Genomic DNA, 16,233 nt, shown 5'->3' with positions numbered 1-16,233 from the left:
CCTTCGTGATGCCGCCGGGGAATGATTCGCCTCGGCGCGAGACCTCTCCCCCGGGGTAATCGCCCTGTATCTGCGGCGGACAGCGTACGGGCGGGCGCCGCCGGAAGGCGCGGGGTCCTGACCGGATATCGGCGGCTCACGCCGTCGACCCCGAATGCGGCATGGAGGTGGAGATCGCCTCCGCCCGCCACACAGCAGAACGCGGCGGCATCAAGTATTACTTCTGTTCCGCGCACTGCCAGACCAGCTTCGAGAGGGATCCCGCCCGATACGCTCCCGCAGGCTCGTGAGATGGTGGAAGGGCGCACGGCCACCGCGGAACCGGTCGAGAAGGAAGTCGAGGCGTTGCGGGCCGTGGCGGAGGGGGTGGGATTCGAACCCACACGGGCCTGCGCGGCCCAGCGGTTTTCAAGACCGCCCGGATCGCCGGATTCCCTGCACCCCTCCGAGGTTCCAGCCCATTATACGCCTCACAGCGGCCAGAAGTGCAGGAGCAGCGGCACGGCCACGAGCGTGATCAGAAGCTCCAGCGGCAATCCCATGCGCCAGTAGTCACCGAACCGGTACCCTCCTGGCCCCATGACGAGCGTGTTGGACTGGTGGCCGACCGGTGTGAGGAAGGCGCAGGACGCACCGATGGCGACAGCCATCAGGAAGGCGTCGCTATGGACGCCGAGCCCGCGGGCGACACCCAGACCGATGGGAGCCATCAGCACGGCGGCCGCTGTGTTGTTGATGACGTCCGAGAGAAACATGGTGGCGACCAGCACCACGGTCAGCGTGGCCCAGGGAGGCAGGTGCTGGCCGACGGCGAGCAGGGCGCCCGCGATTGTCGTCGCCACTCCGGTGGTCTCCAGGGCCTGCCCGACGGGGATCATCGCCCCCAGGAGCACGAGAATTGGCCAGTCAATGCTGTCATAGGCGTCGCGCAGGGGCAGCAGTCCTGTCAGCACCATGGCGACCGCCGCGCAGACGAAGGCCACCTGGACGGGGACCACGCCCAGGGCGGCGGTGGCCAGGCCCAGGCCGAAAATCGAGACGGCCGACATAGTCCGGCGGGGCTGGCCGAGGCGCAGCTTCCGCTCGGCCAGCGGGAGGAGGCCCAGATCAGCAATAGCCTCCTGCAGGAGGTCTCCACTGCCCTGCACCAACAACACGTCCCCGGCCCGGAGCTGGAGGCGGGCCAGGCGATCCTTTACCCGCTGGCCTGCGCGGGCTACCGCCAGCAGGTTTACCCCGAAGCGCCGGCGCAGGTTCAACGTGCGGGCCGTCTTGCCGACGATGCGAGCGTTGGGCCGCACCACGGCCTCGAGCAGAACCACTTCGTCGGATCCGAGCTTCTCCGGGTCCAAAGGCCTATCTCCGACCAGCTGGAGGCCACCGGCGTCCAGGAGGGTCTTGAGGTCGGCCGGATCGGCTTTGACGATCAGGACGTCGTCCGCGCGGACGATCTCCCCGCCGGAGGGCGCGGGCATTCGGCGCTCGCTGCGGACGATGCCGACCACCGTCACCTCGGCGTCGTCCAGAGTTTCCAGCTCCTGCACTGTCCTGCCGACTACGGGCGCGCCCTTGGGGACCTCGACCTCGGCGATGTAGTCTGAGATCTCGAACAGTTCTTCGGGGGACTGGCGTCCCTGGCGCCGCGGAATTAACCGCCAGCCCAGCAAGGCGATGAAGAGGATCCCGGCGGCAGCCACCCCCGCTCCGACCGGTGTGAAGTCGAACATGCGGAAAGGAACGCCGGTCTCCTGCATCCGGTACGTGGCGATGACAACGTTGGGGGGCGTCCCGATGAGCGTGATCAGCCCGCCCAGCAGGGAGGCAAAGGCGAGCGGCATGAGCAGCGCTGAGGGAGCGATCCTGCGGCGGCGCGCCGTTTGCATCGCCACGGGCATCAGCAGGGCGAGCGCGCCCACGTTGTTCATGAAAGCCGACGCCAGCGCCGCGAGGGTGGTCAGCGCCGTCATCTGGAGGAGCGCGTGGCCCCCGATACGCCCTAGCTCCCGGGTCAGGAGGTCGACCACCCCCGAGTTCAGCAGTCCCCGGCTGACCACGAGGACAGCGGCCACGGTAATCACCGCGGGGTGGCCGAATCCGTCAAAGGCGTCTTCCGGCGCTACGTAGCCGGCGATGGTCAGGGTCAGAAGGGCGAGCAGCGCCACGAGATCGTAACGCCACCGCCCCCATGCCAACAACGCGAGGGTTGCCAGCAGGATGCCAAGGACGACGGTCTGGGATCCGCTCATGCCTCACACGCCGGTACGGAGGACCAGGTCGCGACGACCTCTCCCCGCTCTCCGCGGCCCATCGGGTACCCGCCGGATAGCCCGCCTCATCCGCGGCCGCTATCATAAAGCAGTGTTCCGCCTGGCCCTCATCACCTTCCTCTCCGCCTTAGCCACGGCCGTTGCTACGGGCATGGGCGGGGTGCCGTTCCTGTTCACCCAGGGTTTCCCGGACCGTTTCCTCGGCCTGGCGTGGGGCGTCAGCGGGGGAATGATGCTCTCCGCCTCCGTCTTCAACCTCGTCTTCGAGGGCGTCAACCGCAACGGCTACACCCCCGTGGCCGCGGGGATCGCGCTGGGGGCGGCCCTTTTCTGGCTCGCCGAGCGGCGGTTCGGCCACACCTCCTTCGACTTCTACCACCTGCACGGGGCTCCGGCGCGCCGGGTTGTCCTCTTCATCGGGACGCTGACCATCCACAGCTTCTCCGAAGGCATTGCCGTGGGGGTGGCGTTCGGCTCAGGCGAGGTCGCCCTGGCCGCCCTGGTCACCGTGGCCATCGCCATCCACAACATCCCCGAAGGGCTCGCCGCTTCCCTACCGCTCCGCAGCCAGGGGTTCTCCGGATGGGCCTGCATCGGGTGGTCCATCTTCACCAGCCTGCCGCAGCCGCTCATGGCCGTGCCGGCCGCGCTGGCCGTGGCGTTTTTTGAGCCGCTGGTGCCCGTGGGATTGGGGGTTGCGGCCGGCGCCATGGCGTTCCTGGTCTTCAGCGAGATCGTCCCAGAGGCTGAAGAGCACAGTGGGCACGGAAATGGCGCGGCGGCCGTGATCGTCGGATTCCTGGCGATGATGCTGATGCAGAACGTGCTGCAGTAACAAAGCCCGCGTCGTCCCGGGCTCTGTCCGAGACGCCCCGCAGCGGAGGTCGGTGTCGGGTACAATAGGTCCGACGCCGGCCGCGGCGTCCGCGGACGGACAGACCGCCTGCGGCCCACTCGAGCGGGAGGAACCATGGACGGCGTACAGACCATGTCGGTGCTGGAGGCCATCACCACCCGGCGCAGCATCCCCCAGTTCAAACCGGATCCCGTCCCCCGCGACCTCGTCGCGCGCCTGCTGGAGGCCGCCGTGTGGGTGCCCAACCATCGCCTCACCGAACCCTGGCGGTTCTATGTTCTGGGCGAGACCAGCAAGCGCCGCTTCGCCGAGATCCGCCGCGACTTCCGGGCGGCGCAGCTGCCCGACCCGCATGCCCCCGAGGCGCAGCCCGCCCTGCGCAAGCTGGTGGACGACACCCTGGCCACGCCGCTCATCATCGTCGTCACCTCCGCCGGCCACCCCGACCCGGAGCTGCAGGAGGAAAACCACTGGGCCACGTTCGCAGCGGCCTACGCCTTCATGCTGGCGGCCTGGAGCCAGGGCATCGGTTCCTACTTCCGCACCGGCGGCCTGCGGGACTATCCGCCCCTGCGGGAGTTCCTGGGCCTGGGCCCCGACGAGCGGGTGATCGGCGTGATCTACGCCGGCTACCCAGCCGTCGTGCCCCAAAAGCGCCGCACCCCGGCTGCCGAGAAGACCGTCTGGCTGGACTGACGGCCTACGGCCCCGCGAGGGCAGGCCTCGAGCCAGGACGCGCTCCCCGCGGCCGCGCGAGCCCGGACAGCCGAGGGAGACCCCGTTCGGCCAGTGTTCTGCCGCGCGTCGGGGGCGGGGGTGGACCTAGCGGCTGGGCAGGCTGCGCCCCGGGCGGACCGGCTATACTGGAAGCCGATGCTGGCCGTCTGCGATCCTCCGACCCTCATCGACCGCCTGGTGGACGAGATCCGGACCGTCGCCGATGGCCATCCCGTGGTGGTGGCCTTCAGCGGCGGGCTGGACAGCACCACCGTGGCGGCTCTGGCCAAGCGCGCCCTGGGCCCCGAGCGCGTCCTGCTGGTCACCGTGAACATGGGCGCGTACAACTACCGGCGCGCCAACCAGATCGTCCTGGAGATGGCCGAGCAATTGGGCCTGCGCCAGAAGTGCCTGCTGGGCCAGTTCGCCCAGCACCGGGTGCAGTCCGGCGGTCCCGCCTGCAACCGCTGCACCCGGGAGATCAAGCTGGGGATGGTCCAGGCGGTCGCCGGCGGCCGGCTGGTCCTCACCGGAGCCAACCGCTCCGACACCTGGGGTCAGCTGGGGATCAAGGTGTGCAATGGTTTCTACTCGCCGCTGCTGGACCTGGACAAGCCGCAGATCCGCGCCCTGGCCGACGCCCTGGGCCTGCGGGTGCCCCGCATCGGTGAGACCTCCGGCCTGCGGCGGGAAGGGTGCAAGCTCAAGCACCTGCTCAAGCCCCTGGTCAACCCCGACTACCACGGGCAGGCGGTGGCCGAGGCCAACGAGGTCCTGCTGGAGATGCTCCAGCGGGCCGGGTACGAGGCCGCGCTGGCCAACGTGAAGATCATCGGGCCGCTGCGCCGCAACATCGCCCTGGTGAACCTGCTGCCTCCGCCGCCTCCGGATCTGGCCGACCGCATCGCCGGCGCCCTGAGGGCCCTGGGCGTGATTGACGAGGTGCGGATGGTGGACCGCCCGCTGACCCTGGTGGTCAAGGCGGGCCCGGCGGTGGCCGGAGACCCCCACGCCCGCTACTGGATCGAGCACGGCCGTCTGCGGCCCGACTTCGCGGCTCCCATCGTGGTGGAGTGGCTGCCCAGCCGCAACGCGCGCCTGAGCACCTTCCACGTGGTGGACGCACGTCCCCGCGACGAACCGGGCGGTCAGACCGCGGATCGCATCCTCCCCTGATCCTGCGCTCATTCCTGTCCGCAGGGCGAGATCCGGGATCGGCGATTCAGCCTCGCCATCTGTGCTCCCCCGATGTCCTTCTGGTCCCTGATCCTCGGTTCCCGATCCCACAGCGACGTTCCCTCACACGAGCGTCGCCCGTCCAAGCGTCCCCCCAACCGGGGACTTGTCCTCCCGGCCGGGACGGCCTACCTGCTGAAGGCTGGGAGGGCATCCCGTGGCACTGTCCGGTGAGCAGCGCGCCTTTCTGGCACGGCTGCGCGTGTTCATCCCCCAGGCCGAAGCCGCCGGAGTTCCCGGCGCGGTGATGGTCGCCCAGGCGGTCCTGGAGAGCAACTGGGGCCGCAGCGGCCTGGCCCGGATGGGCCAGGCGCTGTTCGGCGTCAAGGCCGGGCCGGGGTGGCCCGGGGCGGTCTACTGCGGCACCACCCGGGAGTGGGTCGCCGGCCGGGGTCTGGTGGTCATCCCGGGCACGCACCGCGTCTACGCCGGCTACCCTGAGGCGGTGGCCGCCGGGTGCCCGCCCGGCGCCCTGTTCCGGGCCTACGCGAACCTGGAGGACAACATCGCCGACTACCTGGCCTTCTTCCAGCGGTCGGCCCGGTTCCGCCCGGCTCTGGACGCCTATGCCCGGACCCGCGACCCGCGCCGGTTTGCACGGGAGATCGCCCGGGCGGGCTACGCCACCGCGCCCTGGTATGGGGCCGCCCTGGTCGCGTTCATGGAGCGCCATCTCGCCGACCTGCTGCCGCCGCGGGTGGTGGTGCGCTGGAACGGCATCCCGCTGCCCGACGACGCCGTCTGGTGGCGCGACGGCCGCGTCTACGTGCGGCTGCGGGCGCTGGCCGCCCTGCGGGGGTGGCGGGTGGACTACGACCCGGCGGCCAGGACTGTCCGGGTGACGGAGGGGGGAGGGCCGTGACGATCTCGGGTGCTCTGATCGAGGCTGTGGTGAACCTCCTGCGCGGGCTGGGTCTGCTGCAGGACCCGGCCCAGGAGGTGCAGGTGCGCCGCCAGCTGGCCGACCTGGAGAAGGCCCGGGCGGACGTGTGGGTGGATTTCGTCCGGGCCACCACTCCCGACGCCGAGCGGGTCTACGTGTGGGCCAACAGCGTCATCGCTCTCGTGCGCCCCGCCATCTCGGCCCTCATCGTCATCGCCATGGTGGCCGCGCCCTCCCGCATGTTGGACCTGGTGCAGACCTTCGGGGACGCCGGGCCGGCGGGCTGGATCGTCATGGCGCCGCTGCTGTGGTGGTTTTTAGGGCGCGACGTCGCCAAGGTCCTGGCCATCCGTTCGGGCGGCCTGCTGCCCGTCGGCAGCGGCGCGGTCGTCCCGGCGGACCGGGAGGCGCTGCGGCGCGAGTCGCAGCGGCGGTGGGAAAGGATTGACCGCCTGATGGAGGAACTCTCGGACAGGATCGGCGAGCCCGACCTGCCCCCCGAGCTGGTGGGGCCCGACGACCGCTGACCCGGCGGTCCCCGAGCCGCCGGCCGGAGGAAGATGCGGACATGGCCCGGGGCCGGGTGGTCAGCCTTCAGGTCCTCCGGGAGCACGGCAAACCCTCCGACCCCGTCCCCTGGGTGAGGGCGCGGGTGGGCTGCGGGCTGGACGGAGACGTGCACGGGAAGGCGCGGCCCGGCGGCCGGCGGCAGGTGCTTCTGGTGGATGCCTCCACGCTGGCCGCTCTGGACCTGCGCCCCGGCGACCTGCGGGAGCAGATCACGGTGGACCTGCCCGGGCTGGACGCGCTTCCGCCCGGGACTCGCCTGCGCGTGGGACAGGCGGTGCTGGAGCTGACCGGCCCCTGCGAGCCCTGCACCCACATCGGCGCGCTGCTGGGCGTGCCCGACCCCCGGCGGTTCCAGCAGCGCCTGGCCGGCGTGCGAGGCCAGCTGGCGATGGTCGTGGCCGCCGACGGCGACGGCCTGATCCGGGTGGGCGATCCCGTCGCCTGCCTGTGACCTCCCGTCCGCAAGGGTCTGCGTGCCCCGCGCAGAAACGGAAGCAGGGTAGCCTCCGCAGACGTTGCAGGGAAAGGGCGGGTCCGTCGATGACGCTGCGAGAGCAGGATCCGGACGTCTACCGCATCCTGGAAGCCGAACGGCGGCGCCAGCGGGAAGGCATCGAGCTGATCCCCTCGGAGAACTACGTCTCCGAGGCGGTCCTGGAAGCCATGGGCTCCGTGTTTACCAACAAGTACTCGGAGGGCTATCCGGGCCGACGCTACTACGGCGGCAACGAGTATGTGGACGAGATCGAGCGCCTGGCCCAGGAACGGGCCAAGGCCCTGTTCGGCGTCCCCCACGCCAACGTGCAGCCGTACTCGGGCAGCCCCGCCAACCTGGCCGTCTACCTGGCCACGTGCCAGCCGGGCGATCCCATCATGGGTCAGAACCTTCCCGACGGCGGGCACCTGACCCACGGGTGGAAGGTCAGCGTCACCGGGACGTACTACCGCAGCATCCCCTATCACGTGCGCGCCGACGGGTACATCGACATGGACGAGGTGTGGGCCCTGGCCCGGGAGCACCGCCCGCGGCTCATCTGGTGCGGGGCCACCGCCTACGTGCGGGAGTTCCCGTTCGAGGAGTTCGCCGCCGTCGCCGACGAGGTGGGCGCCTACTTTGCCGCCGACATCGCCCACGTGGCGGGGCTGGTGGTGGCCGGCGTCCACCGCAGCCCGACCCCCTACGCCCACATCATCACCACCACCACCCACAAGACCCTGCGCGGCCCCCGGGGTGCCATGATCCTGGTCACCGAGAAGGGTCTGCGCAAGGATCCCGAGCTGGCCGAGAAGATCGACCGCTGGGTGTTTCCGGGCCTGCAGGGCGGTCCCCACGATCACATCACCGCGGCCATCGCGGTGGCGCTGGGGGAGGCGATGCAGCCGGCGTTCCGCGAGTACGGGCGGCAGGTGGTGGCCAACGCCCGGGCCCTGGCCGCCGGCCTGCTGCGCCGGGGGTTCCGCCTGGTGACCGGCGGGACCGACAACCACATGATCCTGGTGGATCTCACCCCCGGCGGCCCGGGGCGGGGCATCTTCCTGCAGGAGGCGCTGGACCGGGTGGGCATCACCGTCAACAAAAACACCATCCCCCGGGAGCCGTCGTCGGCGTTCTACCCGTCGGGGATCCGCCTGGGCACGCCGGCGGCCACCACCCGGGGTATGCGGGAACCCGAGATGGACCGCCTGGCCGAGTGGATCGCCGCGGTGGCCGGGGAGGTCGAGGAGTTCCACCTGCCCGAGGACCGGGACCGGCGGGCGGCGGTCTTGCGGGAGTTCCGCCGCAGCATTCAGGACAACCGCCGCCTGGCGGAGGTGCGGGAAGAGGTGCGGGAGCTGTGCCTGCGGTTTCCCGTTCCCGGAACCTAGGCGCGCCGGTTTGGCGGAGCGGGTGAGGGGTCATGCCGCTGCGCGGCAAGCGGCTGCTGGTCACCTCCGGCCCCACCCGGGTGGCGCTGGACGCGGTGCGCTATATCACCAACAAAGCGACCGGCCGGTTGGGGGCGCTCATCGCCGAGGAGGTGGTGCGCCGCGGCGCCCACGTGACCTACGTCTACGGCCGGGGCAGCCAGACGCCGGTCCTGCGCGGCCCGCGGGTGGACCACCTGCAGCTGGTGCCCGTGGAGACCGTGGACGACCTCATCGCGGTCTTCCGCCAGGAGCTGCCCGGGGGCGGTTACCACGCCGTGATCCACCCCATGGCGGTCCTGGATTTCCAGCCCGACACCGTGCGCCCCTACAAGACCGGCTCCCACGTCCAGGAGTGGGTCGTGCGGCTGGTGCCCACCCCCAAGGCCATCGCGCTGGTGAAGGAGCTGGCCCCCGATACGTTTCTGGTGGGGTTCAAGCTGGAGATCGGCAAGACGCCCGAGGAGCTGCGGCAGATCGCGCATGACTTCCTGCGCCGCAACCGATGCGATCTGGTCATCGCCAACGACCTCAGCGAGATCGAAAGCGGCCGGCACATCGGCTACTTCATCACGCCCGACGGCCGCATTGCCCAGATGCCCATCGGCAAGGAGGCCATCGCCCGGGCGCTGGCCGACTACCTGGACGAGCACCTGGTCTGACGCCACGGGCACCGCTCCGGCGAAGATGCGGCCCCGCACCACCGCCGGGTCCCCCGGCGCCGTCAGGTCCGCAGCGGTGGGCCCTCACCGAGCGCGCCCATCTTATCGCGCGGGAGCGGGCTCCCTTCCGGTTCACGGCGGATAGGTCAGCCCGCGCGGGTCAAAACCTAGCTCGAATGCCGGCGTCTCGCCGATCTGCCGGGAGCCCCGGAAGATCCACAGGGGCGGGATGAGCAGGATCACCGGTCCGGTGCCGGGCGGGACGGCCGGGAACGCCGCCGCGGTCAGCACTGTGGTGTGCGGCGGGACCCTCTGCAGGACCGGTCCGGGCCACAGATCGGGCAGGCGAGCGCGCACGGCGGGGTCCGGGTCTGGCGCGTGTTCCCGCGCGTTCACCCTCAGGCGCGCATTGAGCGCGAGGTACCCTTCCAGACGCAGCGCGCTCTGGTTGGCGACCTCGATCAAAAAAGGGTCCGGGCGGTCGCCACCTCGCGGTGACGGGCCCGCCGGGCCGGGTCGGATACCCACCGGGTGGCGTAGTGGGGATGGACGGTAAGGCCCGGCGTCACCCAGACGGCTGTGACGGCGATGAACCCTCCGCCCACCACGGCCACCCCGGAACTGCGCTCGTGGGTGACGGCCGGGTCGGAGGCCGACACGACCCCCACAAGCGCCAGCAGGCCCGCCGCGACGGAAGAGGCCACCTGCGCCAGGGGTTGAGCAGTCATCTCGGGTGGAGTTCTGCCACCCCCGGGACTGTCCCCTGCAGGAGGGGACTGTCCCCGCCAGCAGGAGGGGACTGTCCCCCGGCCCGGCAGGGGACTGTCCCCGCAGGGCCAGTCACCGGCGCCTGGCGCCGCCTGCCGCCGCATTGCCTCCACTGGCCGGACGATGACCGGCAGGTGGGGACTGTCCCCGGTGGGCAGGTGGGGACTGTCCCCGGTGGGCAGGTGGGGACTGTCCCCGCCATGTGTCGGCGCCTGGGCTCCTGAGGCAGGGGGGCGGCAGGCGCAGATGGAAACTCCTGCACAGATCTCGTGGAGGAGGCCCGCGGATATGTCCGGTCGTCTTATCCGGAGTGCGTTCTTTTTTCTTCTGGCAGGGATTCTGACGGCGGCAGTCCTACCTGCCGGGGAGCTGGGAGCCGCGCCGGCCCCGCGCCTGCGGGTGGCGGCGGTCTTTCCGGGAGTGGTCACCGACGCCGACTACAACACGCTGGGCTTTGTGGCCCTGCGGTCGGTGGCCAGCGAGCTCGGGGCCGAGGTGGCGTACTCCGAGAGCGTCCCGGTGCCCGACGTGGAGCGGGTCATGCGGGAGTACATCGACCTGCGATTTTCCGTCATCTGGACCCACGGGGGCCAGTTCATTTCCCAGACCGAGAAGCTGGCCCGGGAGTTTCCCGCGGTCACCTTCATCGGCGAAGCCGACGCGCCGCTGCAGCAGCCCCAGCCGCCCAACCTGTGGGTCATCGACCGCAACTTCCACATCGGCTTTTACCCCATCGGCGCCCTGGCGGCGATGCTCACCCAGACCGGGAAGATCGCCTACGTGGGGGGGCTGACCCTGCCGTTCTCGTACTCCGAAGTGCACGCCATTCGCCAGGCGCTGCGGGACCAGCGCCGCCAGGTGGAGTTCAAGCCGGTCTGGGTCGGAGACTTCAACGACCCCGCCAAGGCCCGCCAGGTCACCGACGCCCTGATCGCCGAGGGCCACGACGTGATCATGGGGTCCCTCAACCTGGGGATGCTGGGCGTTTTCGAGGCGGTGAAGGCGGCCCCGCGGCGGGTGTGGGTGACCGCCAAGTACACCGACAAATTGAGCTTCGCCCCCCAGCACTACGTCACGTCGGTCCTCTACGACTTTGCCGGACCCCTGCGGACCATCGTCCGGCGCATCTCCCGCGGCGAGAGGAGCGGGTACTACCCGCTGGGGTTTGACACCGGCGTGGCGCTGCAGTTCCCCCTGCGCAACGTCCCCGACTCGGTGGCCGTCGCCATGCGGCGGCTGGTGGCCGATCTGGTGGCCGGCAAGATCACCGTGGTCAAGGACGTGACGCCCGTCCGGTAGGAGCGGCCATGACCGGGCAGGCAGCCGGCGGCGGGGCGGGGGCCGCCGCGGTGGAGATGCGGGACGTCCGCAAGACCTTCGGGCCGGTGGTCGCCCTGGACGGCGCCCGCCTGGACGTCCGCGAGGGAGAGATCCACGGCCTGCTGGGCGGCAACGGTGCCGGCAAGACCACCCTGATGAACATCCTCTACGGGCTGTACCGGGCCGACGGGGGAGAGGTGCGGCTGGGTGGCCGCCCCGCGCAGATCCGGTCTCCCCGGGATGCCCTGGCGTGCGGCATCGGCATGGTCCACCAGCATTTCCTCCAGATCGACTCGTTCACCGTGGCGCAGAACATCGTCCTGGGTCTGCCGGGCCCTGCCCTCGCCCGGGCGGGCGGGGCCGACGAGCGCATCCGGGACCTGGCGGCGCGCTTCGGGCTGGATGTGGATCCCCGGGTGCGGGTCGCGGATCTGCCGGTGGGCGCCCGCCAGCGGGTGGAGATCCTCAAGGCCCTTTACCGCCAGGCGCGGGTGCTGATCCTGGACGAGCCCACCACCAATCTGACGCCGCAGGAGGTGGACTCCCTGTTCGCCTCCCTGCGGGCGATGGTGCGGGAGGGGATCAGCGTCGTGTTCATCACCCACAAGATCCGCGAAGCCCGCGCCGTCTGCGACCGCATTTCGGTGATGCGGCAGGGACGCACCGTGGCGACCCTGCCGGGGAGGGAGGCGTCCGAGGAGGCCCTGGTGCGGGCCATGGTGGGTGCGGACGTGGACGTGGCCCACAGCCTGCTGTTCGGCGGGGGGCGGGACGAGCGGGTGCCTCCGGCCGAGCAGGTGGCCCTGCGGGTGGACGGCCTGACCGTGTCCGTCGCCGGCGTGCCGGTGGTGCGGGGGTGCTCCCTGGAAGTCCGCCGGGGGGAAATTCTCGGCATCGCGGGGGTCGCCGGCAACGGCCAGCGCGAACTGGTGGAAGCGATCATGGGCGTGCGCCCTCGCGCCGCCGGCCGGCTGTGGGTGGAGGGGGAGGACCTGAGCCGCGCCACCACGGCGCAGCTGCTGGCCCGGGGTGTGACCTATATCCCTGAAGACCGCCTCCGGGACGGATTCCTGCCAGCCGCCAGCGTGGTCCACAACCTGATCCTGGGATTCCACCGCCGCCCGCCCTACAGCCGCGGGCCGTGGCTGGACTGGTCGGCGGCCCTGGCGGCGGCGCGCGGTATGATCGGGGAGTACCGGATCCAGACGCCCGGCCCCCACGCTCCTGCGGCGACCCTGTCGGGGGGTAACATCCAGCGGGTGATGCTGGCCCGGGCGTTCTCGCACCCCTGCCGGGTGCTGATTGCCCACAACCCCACCCGGGGACTGGACGTGCCGTCCACCGAGTTTGTCTACGCCCGGCTGCTGGACCTGCGTTCCCGCGGGGCGGGGATCCTGCTGCTGTCCGAGGACCTGGACGAGTTGATGCTGCTCGCCGACCGCATCGCCGTGATCTTCCGCGGGCGGATCGTGGGGGTGCTGGAGCGCGGGGCCTACGACCGCTACCGGCTCGGCCGGCTGATGAGCGGGGTGGACGTCCCTGGGTGAGCGGGCGGTGAACACCCGACGCCACCTTCCTCCGGCGGGAGATGCGGTGCCCTATCTGGCGGCAGTGGCGGTCGCCTTCGGGGCGGCGGGCATCTTCCTGGCGGCCCTGGGTTTTGACGTCGTCCGGGCCTACAGTACGATCCTGCTCACATCCTTCCGCACCGCCAACGGCGTCATCCAGACCCTGCTGAAGTTCGTCCCGGTCCTGCTGCTGGCGCTGGCGTTCACGGTGCCGCTGGCCGCCTGGAAGTTCAACATCGGCGGGGAGGGGCAGCTCATCGCCGGCGCTGTCGGGTCCGCGGCGGCGGGGATCCTGCTGGCCGGCCTGCCGGCGGCGGCGATCCTCCCGGCGGTGGTGGTGGCCGGGGTGGGAGCGGGAGCGCTGTGGGCCGCCCTGCCGGCCTGGCTGCTGTACCGGTTCGGGGTCAGCGAGATCCTCACCACCGTGCTGATGAACTTCGTGTCCTTCGGCGTGATGGACTACGTCGCCACCGAAGGGTGGCCGGACACGGCCGCCGGCCATCCCACCACAATCCCGATTGCCCCCGCCGCCCGGCTCCCGCTGCTGGTGGCCAGCCCGCCCCTGCACGCCGGGATTCTCCTGGCCCTGGGCGCTGCGGGCGCGGTCGCGGTGTTCGTGTACCGCACCGCGGCTGGCTACGAGCTGCGGGCCACCGGCGCCAATGCCCGAGCCGCGATGCTGCACGGGATCCCCGTAGGCCGCATCGCGCCTCTGGCGCTGGTCCTGGGAGGCGCCCTGGCCGGCCTGGCGGGCGCCATCGAGGTCGCAGGGGTGCACCACCGGCTGATCGAGGGAGTGCAGTCCAACTACCTCCTGCTCAGCATCCTGGTGGGACTGCTGGCCCGGGGCAACCTGGTGGCCGTGCCGCCGGTGGCGTTCGCCATCGCGGTCCTGGACGTGGGGGCCCGGGCCATGCAGCGCACCATGATGATCCCGGTCGAAGTCGTGTTCGTGGTGGAGGGGCTGGTGCTGGTCTTCGTGCTGCTGTCTGACGTCGTGCGCAGGAGGTGAGCCGACCACGGACGCGGTGGTGACCTTCATCCGCCTGGTGATGCTGACCCTGGTGCCCTACGTCCTGGCCGGCCAGGGGACCATGCTGGCCGGCCGCGCGGGCGTGTTCAACGTCGCCCAGGAGGGCATCATGCTGACCGGCGCGTCGGTGGGTTTTCTGGGCGCCTATCTGTCGGGGGGCAACCTGCTGGATGGGATGCTGCTGGCGATGGTGGTGGGCGGGCTGTTCGGGCTGGTCCTGGCCGCCTTCACCACCACGTTGAAGATGGACCAGTTCGTGGTGGGGCTGAGCCTGTTCTTCATCGGCCTGGCCCTGTCCACGCTCCTGTACCGGCTGGCGGTCGGCGTCACCCTGACCCCGCCGCTGATCCCGACCCTGAGGGACATCCCGGTGCCCGGGTTGAGCCGCCTGCCGGTGCTGGGGGAGGTCTTCTTCCGCCACAACGCGCTGGTGTACGCGGCGGTGGTGCTGTCGGCGGTCCTGTACCTGTTGCTGTACCACACGGCGCCGGGGCTGGCGCTGCAGGCGGTTGGAGAAAATCCCATGGCTGCCGACAGTCTGGGCATCAACGTGGCGGTGATGCGCTACGCCACCACCGTGGCGGGGTCGATGCTGATCGGGCTGGCCGGCGCGTATCTCCCGATGGTGTACACGGCCACCTTCACCGATGGCATCGTGCGGGGGCGGGGATGGCTGTCCATCGCCCTGACGTTCTTTGGGGGGTGGAGTCCCCACCTGATCCTGCTGGGGGCGCTGTTCTTCGCCGCGGTGGAGGTGCTGGCATTCCGGGTGCAGGTCACCGGGGTGGGCGTGCCCTACCAGCTGATCCTCATGCTGCCGTATCTGGCCACCATGGCGGTGATGATGCCCACCTTCCGCCGGCTGCGCGTGCCGGCGTTTCTGGGCCGCAACTACGACCGCGAGCGCCGGCTCCAGGTGTGAGGCCAGGATACGCCAGTACGCCTGGGTCAGGAGGACGTGAAGAGATGAAGGTGGCCGTGGTGGTCAAGCCCCGCTCTCGGGACGAGAAAGTCGTGCAGACGGCCGGGGGGTATGTCGTCTACGTGCGAGAGCCGCCGGTGGGAAACCGGGCCAACGACGCGGTGGTCCGGGTGCTCGCCGCTCACCTGGGCGTCTCACGAGCGCAGGTCCGCGTGGTGGGGGGATGGCGGGGGAGAAGGAAGCTCGTGGAGATCGGCCTGAAAATCAGCCGGTGAGGTCGCCCCAGGAGCGTCTCCGAGCCCGGCGGGCGTGCACGGACCGGCAGCTGAGACGTGTATCCCATGCCCACCGACGAACGGTCACGCGCGGGGGCAGTCTGTCCGGTGCCCAGTGCGACCAGGCGTGTGCGCCTGCTCGCTCCGGCCGAGTCCGTCATGACTCGCGCGGTTGACCGACTCAGGAACGCGGACGCCGGCATATGCCCCCTCAGGCGGTCTCCCTGATGCGGGCGCTCGTGGTTGCAGAACCGCGGGTCCCTGGTCTTCGAGCGGGCCGGGCTCGCTGGATCCCACGGAGGAAGATGCGGGCTGTGACCGGGCCAATGCCCGGAAATTCCAGGAGGCGGCGCCGGAGGTCGGCCTCGCCCGAGGCCTGCGCGAGGAGGTTGGCCAGGCTTCCGTAGCGGTCCCGCAGCATCTGGCAGATGGTCAGGAGCTTGGTGGCGGTAGAGAAGTCATACCGGACGTAGTGGCCGCGGTCGAGCACCTCGACCAGGCGGTCCCACCCCGCGTGGAGGATGGCCTCGGGCGTCGTCAGACCTTCCCGGACGAACTCCTGGTAGGCGCGGCGGGCGACGGTCTGCTGGATGGGCTTGCCGAACAGCAGGCAGGCGAGAAACCACTTGAAGTGCTCGCCTTCGCCTCCGGAAGCGAGGTCGATCCCCAGGTCGGCTGGCCCGAGATTCCTGCGCCGTGGTGCCGCCATTCTGTGCCCTCGCCCGCCGACCGCCGCCGGGGCGTTCGGCGTGACGGTCGGTGGAGGACTAGGGTCCCCTTTACCTTGCTCCGCCTGCGTCCCTGCTGGACAGGGACGTGAGGTCAGGCGGAGGAATCCTTTCTATGCCATTGTGTCCAGGTGCAGTTAAGCCGCGTCCCCGCTGGTGAGCTTCCCTCCCCTCACGGTGGCGCCAAGGACGATCCCTGCGCTGATCAGAACGACGTTCTTGATGATGTACTGGCCCTCGAGTGTAGGGGCGTACGGGATTCTCGTGAAGACTTCGCCCGGGAAGAGGAATAACGGTGTGATTGTCCCCAGCATCTGCAGCCACAGGAGCAGCAAGGTCGCTCGCATGAAAATGCCCAGAATCAACCCGAGGCCAATCAGGCATTCCCAGGTAGCGAGGGTCAGAATCGAAAGATCAGGAGAGAGCCGACCGAACGTGAGGACAGAGATGGTTCGGGTCGCTAGATCCTGCGCGGGGCTAAGTCCACGGAAGAACTTGAGGAAGCCAAACCAGAAGAAGACGA

At 70.4% G+C, this 16,233-nt stretch carries 19 protein-coding genes and 1 tRNA gene; 14 read left to right on the top strand and 6 right to left on the bottom strand.

The genetic code is table 11. The features are described from left to right. The first annotated feature begins 68 nt into the window (after positions 1–68). Positions 69–290, top strand: a complete 222-nt coding sequence (locus RB150_07710; GenBank protein MDQ7820420.1) for a YHS domain-containing protein — start codon at positions 69–71, stop codon at positions 288–290. Between the two features lie 65 nt (positions 291–355). Here RB150_07710 and RB150_07705 read toward each other — a convergent pair. Further along, positions 356–447 (bottom strand) — tRNA-Ser (locus RB150_07705). 23 nt (positions 448–470) lie between these two features. Further along, positions 471–2,246: an SLC13 family permease gene (locus RB150_07700; protein ID MDQ7820419.1), complete on the bottom strand. Its 1,776-nt coding sequence runs from the start codon at positions 2,244–2,246 to the stop codon at positions 471–473. Positions 2,247–2,358: 112 nt separating this feature from the next. Here RB150_07700 and RB150_07695 point away from each other — a divergent pair, with 112 nt between their 5' ends. The 8 genes from RB150_07695 (at position 2,359) to RB150_07660 (ending at position 9,096) form a co-directional block, all read left to right on the top strand. Continuing rightward, complete coding sequence (locus RB150_07695; GenBank protein ID MDQ7820418.1) at positions 2,359–3,102, top strand: ZIP family metal transporter; 744 nt, start codon at positions 2,359–2,361, stop codon at positions 3,100–3,102. Between the two features lie 135 nt (positions 3,103–3,237). Next, on the top strand, positions 3,238–3,819 hold the full coding sequence (locus RB150_07690) for a nitroreductase (protein MDQ7820417.1): 582 nt from the start codon (positions 3,238–3,240) through the stop codon (positions 3,817–3,819). A 120-nt stretch (positions 3,820–3,939) separates the two neighbouring features. Next, a complete protein-coding gene (locus RB150_07685) occupies positions 3,940–5,016 on the top strand; it encodes a 7-cyano-7-deazaguanine synthase (protein ID MDQ7820416.1) in 1,077 nt (358 codons plus the stop codon). A gap of 217 nt (positions 5,017–5,233) precedes the next feature. Then, on the top strand, positions 5,234–5,938 hold the full coding sequence (locus RB150_07680; protein MDQ7820415.1) for a glucosaminidase domain-containing protein: 705 nt from the start codon (positions 5,234–5,236) through the stop codon (positions 5,936–5,938). Next, the gene (locus RB150_07675; GenBank protein MDQ7820414.1) at positions 5,935–6,486 is read left to right on the top strand and encodes a hypothetical protein; all 552 of its coding nucleotides are present in this window, start codon (positions 5,935–5,937) and stop codon (positions 6,484–6,486) included. Before RB150_07680 ends, RB150_07675 begins: the two co-directional genes overlap by 4 nt. A gap of 41 nt (positions 6,487–6,527) precedes the next feature. After that, positions 6,528–6,980 carry an MOSC domain-containing protein gene (locus RB150_07670; GenBank protein MDQ7820413.1) on the top strand — a complete coding sequence of 151 codons (453 nt, stop codon included), beginning with the start codon at positions 6,528–6,530 and terminating at the stop codon, positions 6,978–6,980. 89 nt (positions 6,981–7,069) lie between these two features. Beyond that, positions 7,070–8,395: a serine hydroxymethyltransferase gene (gene glyA / locus RB150_07665; GenBank protein ID MDQ7820412.1), complete on the top strand. Its 1,326-nt coding sequence runs from the start codon at positions 7,070–7,072 to the stop codon at positions 8,393–8,395. 32 nt (positions 8,396–8,427) lie between these two features. Further along, the gene (locus RB150_07660; GenBank protein MDQ7820411.1) at positions 8,428–9,096 is read left to right on the top strand and encodes a phosphopantothenoylcysteine decarboxylase; all 669 of its coding nucleotides are present in this window, start codon (positions 8,428–8,430) and stop codon (positions 9,094–9,096) included. A 132-nt stretch (positions 9,097–9,228) separates the two neighbouring features. On the opposite strand, the gene RB150_07655 is transcribed toward RB150_07660, so the two are convergent. Together RB150_07655 and RB150_07650 are read right to left on the bottom strand one after the other, a co-directional pair. After that, positions 9,229–9,561: a hypothetical protein gene (locus RB150_07655; protein ID MDQ7820410.1), complete on the bottom strand. Its 333-nt coding sequence runs from the start codon at positions 9,559–9,561 to the stop codon at positions 9,229–9,231. Then, positions 9,558–9,824, bottom strand: coding sequence for a hypothetical protein (locus tag RB150_07650; GenBank protein ID MDQ7820409.1), 267 nt, complete (start codon positions 9,822–9,824; stop codon positions 9,558–9,560). Before RB150_07650 ends, RB150_07655 begins: the two co-directional genes overlap by 4 nt. A gap of 328 nt (positions 9,825–10,152) precedes the next feature. On the opposite strand from RB150_07650, the gene RB150_07645 reads away from it, so the two are divergent. From RB150_07645 to RB150_07625, 5 genes are read left to right on the top strand one after another with little or no spacing between them, the layout of a single operon-like run. Next, positions 10,153–11,163, top strand: coding sequence for a BMP family protein (locus RB150_07645; GenBank protein MDQ7820408.1), 1,011 nt, complete (start codon positions 10,153–10,155; stop codon positions 11,161–11,163). 8 nt (positions 11,164–11,171) lie between these two features. After that, positions 11,172–12,731, top strand: a complete 1,560-nt coding sequence (locus RB150_07640; protein ID MDQ7820407.1) for an ABC transporter ATP-binding protein — start codon at positions 11,172–11,174, stop codon at positions 12,729–12,731. A 7-nt stretch (positions 12,732–12,738) separates the two neighbouring features. Beyond that, on the top strand, positions 12,739–13,764 hold the full coding sequence (locus tag RB150_07635; GenBank protein ID MDQ7820406.1) for an ABC transporter permease: 1,026 nt from the start codon (positions 12,739–12,741) through the stop codon (positions 13,762–13,764). Between the two features lie 19 nt (positions 13,765–13,783). Then, the gene (locus tag RB150_07630; protein ID MDQ7820405.1) at positions 13,784–14,707 is read left to right on the top strand and encodes an ABC transporter permease; all 924 of its coding nucleotides are present in this window, start codon (positions 13,784–13,786) and stop codon (positions 14,705–14,707) included. 44 nt (positions 14,708–14,751) lie between these two features. Then, a complete protein-coding gene (locus RB150_07625; GenBank protein MDQ7820404.1) occupies positions 14,752–14,982 on the top strand; it encodes a DUF167 domain-containing protein in 231 nt (76 codons plus the stop codon). 211 nt (positions 14,983–15,193) lie between these two features. On the opposite strand, the gene RB150_07620 is transcribed toward RB150_07625, so the two are convergent. Both RB150_07620 and RB150_07615 read right to left on the bottom strand, forming a co-directional pair. Next, positions 15,194–15,691 (bottom strand): DNA methylase, encoded by a 498-nt coding sequence (locus tag RB150_07620; GenBank protein ID MDQ7820403.1) that lies wholly within the window; start codon positions 15,689–15,691, stop codon positions 15,194–15,196. Positions 15,692–15,847: 156 nt separating this feature from the next. Then, positions 15,848–16,233, bottom strand: a 386-nt coding sequence (locus tag RB150_07615; GenBank protein ID MDQ7820402.1) for a hypothetical protein, incomplete at its 5' end; no start/stop codon positions are given.

This window comes from Armatimonadota bacterium, from assembly GCA_031081675.1.
In the GTDB taxonomy this organism is placed as follows: domain Bacteria; phylum Sysuimicrobiota; class Sysuimicrobiia; order Sysuimicrobiales; family Kaftiobacteriaceae; genus Calidihabitans; species Calidihabitans tengchongensis.
Note: the sequence above shows the minus strand (reverse complement) of the source record. Positions and strands in the feature narration are given on the sequence as shown.

Bases quoted from the DNA above. Each gene is read 5' to 3' on its own strand.
- RB150_07645 (MDQ7820408.1), top strand. From the start codon at position 10,153: ATGTCCGGTCGTCTTATCCGGAGTGCGTTCTTTTTTCTTCTGGCAGGG.
- RB150_07620 (MDQ7820403.1), bottom strand. From the start codon at position 15,691: ATGGCGGCACCACGGCGCAGGAATCTCGGGCCAGCCGACCTGGGGATC.
- RB150_07640 (MDQ7820407.1), top strand. From the start codon at position 11,172: ATGACCGGGCAGGCAGCCGGCGGCGGGGCGGGGGCCGCCGCGGTGGAG.
- RB150_07690 (MDQ7820417.1), top strand. From the start codon at position 3,238: ATGGACGGCGTACAGACCATGTCGGTGCTGGAGGCCATCACCACCCGG.
- RB150_07700 (MDQ7820419.1), bottom strand. From the start codon at position 2,246: ATGAGCGGATCCCAGACCGTCGTCCTTGGCATCCTGCTGGCAACCCTC.
- RB150_07670 (MDQ7820413.1), top strand. From the start codon at position 6,528: ATGGCCCGGGGCCGGGTGGTCAGCCTTCAGGTCCTCCGGGAGCACGGC.
- RB150_07625 (MDQ7820404.1), top strand. From the start codon at position 14,752: ATGAAGGTGGCCGTGGTGGTCAAGCCCCGCTCTCGGGACGAGAAAGTC.
- RB150_07650 (MDQ7820409.1), bottom strand. From the start codon at position 9,824: ATGACTGCTCAACCCCTGGCGCAGGTGGCCTCTTCCGTCGCGGCGGGC.
- glyA (MDQ7820412.1), top strand. From the start codon at position 7,070: ATGACGCTGCGAGAGCAGGATCCGGACGTCTACCGCATCCTGGAAGCC.
- RB150_07660 (MDQ7820411.1), top strand. From the start codon at position 8,428: ATGCCGCTGCGCGGCAAGCGGCTGCTGGTCACCTCCGGCCCCACCCGG.